At 55.7% G+C, this 3304-nt stretch carries 2 protein-coding genes and 1 pseudogene; 1 reads left to right on the forward strand and 2 read right to left on the reverse strand.

Annotated features, from left to right (window positions below; translation table 11 throughout):
• Positions 1-183: 183 nt before the first annotated feature.
• Together JX325_RS14020 and JX325_RS14025 are read right to left on the reverse strand one after the other, a co-directional pair.
• A pseudogene (locus JX325_RS14020) lies at positions 184-327 on the reverse strand (sporulation transcriptional regulator SpoIIID); the annotation flags it as partial.
• Positions 317-1852 (reverse strand): recombinase family protein, encoded by a 1536-nt coding sequence (locus JX325_RS14025; RefSeq protein ID WP_204791710.1) that lies wholly within the window; start codon positions 1850-1852, stop codon positions 317-319. The gene JX325_RS14025 and the pseudogene JX325_RS14020, both read right to left, overlap by 11 nt.
• Before the next feature lie 167 nt (positions 1853-2019).
• Between JX325_RS14025 and JX325_RS14030 the strand changes: the two genes are divergently transcribed.
• On the forward strand, positions 2020-3304 hold a 1285-nt coding region (locus JX325_RS14030; RefSeq protein ID WP_204791711.1), incomplete at its 3' end, for an ATP-binding protein.

Raw genomic sequence — 3304 nt, forward strand, 5'->3', positions numbered from 1 at the left:
TCCAGCGGGTGGGGCCAGCGGCGGACCTCCGGCTCCGTGTAGATGGGCGTGCCCGGCGGGGCGGTTTCCCGGCTCGGGGACCGGGAGACGGGCACGGCCCGGATGCTCCGCCCGCCCGCCGGGCTCCTGGGCCGTCCGTGTTGTCGATTTGCCATGATTCAGGGTCCCTCCTTCCGCGCTCTTTCAGTCGCCGCGGTATTTTTTGCGGGTGGCGATGCCGCCCCGGATGTGCCGCTGGGCCTTGTTCACGTCCAGCACTTCCTTCACCTGCAGGTACAGCGGGCGGTTGAACAGGGGCAGCCGCTCGGAGATGTCCTTATGTAAGGTTATCGCTAATTAGAACGGTACTGTCCAGCCCCAGATCGCCCAAAAGGCGCAGGTAGATGTCAACATTCCCCTCTTTATCCACCTCAATTTTTTGTATAATGCGCTTGAGTTGGGTGTTGGTCATCTGGTGGACATCGGTGATGTCCTCGATCTCCCTGAAGGTGCCGGTCAGGNCGCTCTCCAACTGTTCCCCGCGGGTCAGATTGTAGGAGATCATCTTCAGCTCGTTTTCCAGTCGTTCGATCTCCCCCCGCATCCCGCCGATCTTGGCGTTCAGCTCGTCCCGGGAGATCAGGTCGTCGGCGTACATGTCCATGTACTTCTGCCGGGTCTTTTGCAGCTTCAAAAGCCGGGCGGTCAGCTCCTTCTCATAGTCCAGGTTCTCGTCCTTGGCCTTGTAGACCTTCTGGAACTGGCCCACCACATAGCTGATGACGGACTTCTTTGCTTTCAGCAGTCCGGCGAAGTATTCCTGCAAGACCTCGATCAGTTCCTCCTCATCCACCGTCACGGCGTTGGGGCAGCTGTCGGCTCCCCGTCCGTTGTGACCGGAGCAGACCCAGCGTACATAGGTGTTTTTATAGGTGCGGACGGTACGCCGGAAAGACCAGCCGCACTCCTTACACTTGATGAGGGTAGAGAACAGGTGCTTATTGCTCTGCCGCTCCCGAGTAATCTTGAAAGCACTGTGCCGGGAGTGCAGGACTTCCTGTGCTTGTTGGAAGGTTTCATCGTCAATGATGCGCAGCTCGGGCTTGTCCACCACGATCCAGTCAGTTTCGTCCCTGTCCGCCCGCTGTCCGGTGAGGAAGTCCGTGACCTCCTGCTTGCCATTGATGATCTTCCCGGTATACAGCTCGTTTCGGAGGATATGCCCCACAGCGTTCTGGCTCCACTGGCAGTTGCGTTTGGTCTTCAGGCCACGCTCGTTGAGCATATTGGCAATCTTGGCGGAGCCGTAGCCCTCCTGGGTGTACCAGTGATAGATCTGCCGGATGACAGCAGCCTCCTCCTGGTTGATGGTCAGGTTGAAGTAGTCGCCGATGGTCTTGTCGTAGCCGTAGACGATGTTTGGGACACGCCCCTTCTCGGCGTTCAGCTTCTTGCCGAACTTCACCCGCTTGGAGGTGTTGGCACTCTCCTCCTGAGCCAGCGCACCGAAGATGGTTAAAACAAACTCGCTGTTGCCCATGCTGGTCATGTTGGCGGTGAGGAACTGGGTCTCGATGCCCAGGGCCTTCAGCCTGCGGACATTTTGCAGCAGGTCAACCGTGTTCCGGGCAAAGCGGGAGATGTCCTTGACCACCACCATGTCGAACAAGTGGTGCTCGGCGTCCGCCATCATGCGCAGGAACTCCTTACGGTTCTTGATCTTCGTGCCGGACAGGCCCTCGTCAGCGTACAGGCGGATGAGGGTGTCTCCGGTACGCTGAGTGTACTCAGAGAAGAACTCCTTCTGTGCCTCCAGACTGTTGAGCTGGTCTTCTTTCTCCGTGGAGACACGGCAGTAAGCGGCAATGTTCATAGGTAAACCTCTCTATCAAAGTCGAAACGTTCTGCTATATCTGTATGATAGCATACCTTTGCCAGAGAATCAATGCTGAAATTTAGTGGAGCTACCTTTAGTAAATCATGATTGACTAATCTATATCTGATGTGGTATACTAAATGAAAAGGAATGGGGGTGTTGCTATGTTTATTGGAAGAGAGCGGGAGTTGAAATCGCTGGAGCAGCTATACGCATCGGGCAAGTTTGAGTTTGCCGTCCTGTATGGCCGCCGCCGCGTGGGAAAGACGGCCCTTCTGACCCAGTTTATCCAGGGTAAGAAAGCTATCTACTTCATGGGCGTGGAGAGCAATGCCAAGCAGAACCTGGAGAACCTCAGCAAGAGCATCCTGGAGTACGCCAGCGGCATTGCGGCGGAGACTTCCTTCGTGTCCTTCCAGGCGGCGCTGGAATGTGTTTTTAAGATGGCGGAGAAGGAACGGGTGATCCTCGTGCTGGATGAGTACCCCTATGTGGCACGGTCCTCCAAAAGCCTTGCTTCCACCTTGCAGCTCCTGATCGACAAAAATAAGGATACCTCCAAGCTGATGTTGATCCTCTGCGGCTCGTCCATGTCCTATATGGAGGATCAGGTGTTGGCATACAAGGCCCCGCTCTACGGCAGGCGCACGGCACAGATGAAACTGCTGCCCTTCGACTTCGAGGAAACCTGCCGCTATTTCAACCACTTCAAAGGCGAGGACAAGGCGTTGGCCTACGGGATCGTCGGAGGGACACCACAATACCTGCTGCAAATCAACGACCGTCTGAGTATTGAGGAAAACATCAAGAACACCTTCCTCAATCCCATTTCCTTTCTCTATGAGGAGCCGGTGAACCTTCTGAAGCAGGAGGTGCGGGAACCAGCCATTTACACGGCAATCATTACCGCCATTGCAGCAGGGGCTTCTCGGATGTCGGAAATTTCAAGCAAGGTCGGCGAGGATACCAACGTCTGCGCCAGCTACATCAAAAATCTCATCAGCCTGGGGATCGTGCAGAAGGAGACTCCCTATGGGGAGAAGGCTTCCCGTAAGTCCCTGTACTCCATCGAGGATAATATGTTCCGCTTCTGGCATCGCTTTGTGCTGGAAAATAATTCCCTGATCGCCCGTGGAGCTGCCGATCTGGTCTATCAGCGCATCGCGCCGCAGCTCGACCACTACATGGGCAAGGTGTTTGAAGAGATATGTAAACAGTATCTTTGGAAGCTGCTGCTGGATGGGCGCTCCCCGGTGGAGTTTGCTTCTCTGGGCCGCTGGTGGGGCAATGACCCCATTGAAAAGGCACAGGCAGAGATCGACATATTGGGGGAACAGGACAAGACCACCGCCCTCTTTGGCGAGTGCAAGTGGACAAATGAACGAGTTGACCTGGGAGTATTGGAAACGCTGGTCCACCGCAGCCATCTGTTCCAACACAGTAAGGTGT

Origin of the sequence: Oscillibacter sp. CU971, from assembly GCF_905219725.1 — a bacterium.
Lineage (GTDB): Bacteria > Bacillota > Clostridia > Oscillospirales > Oscillospiraceae > Oscillibacter.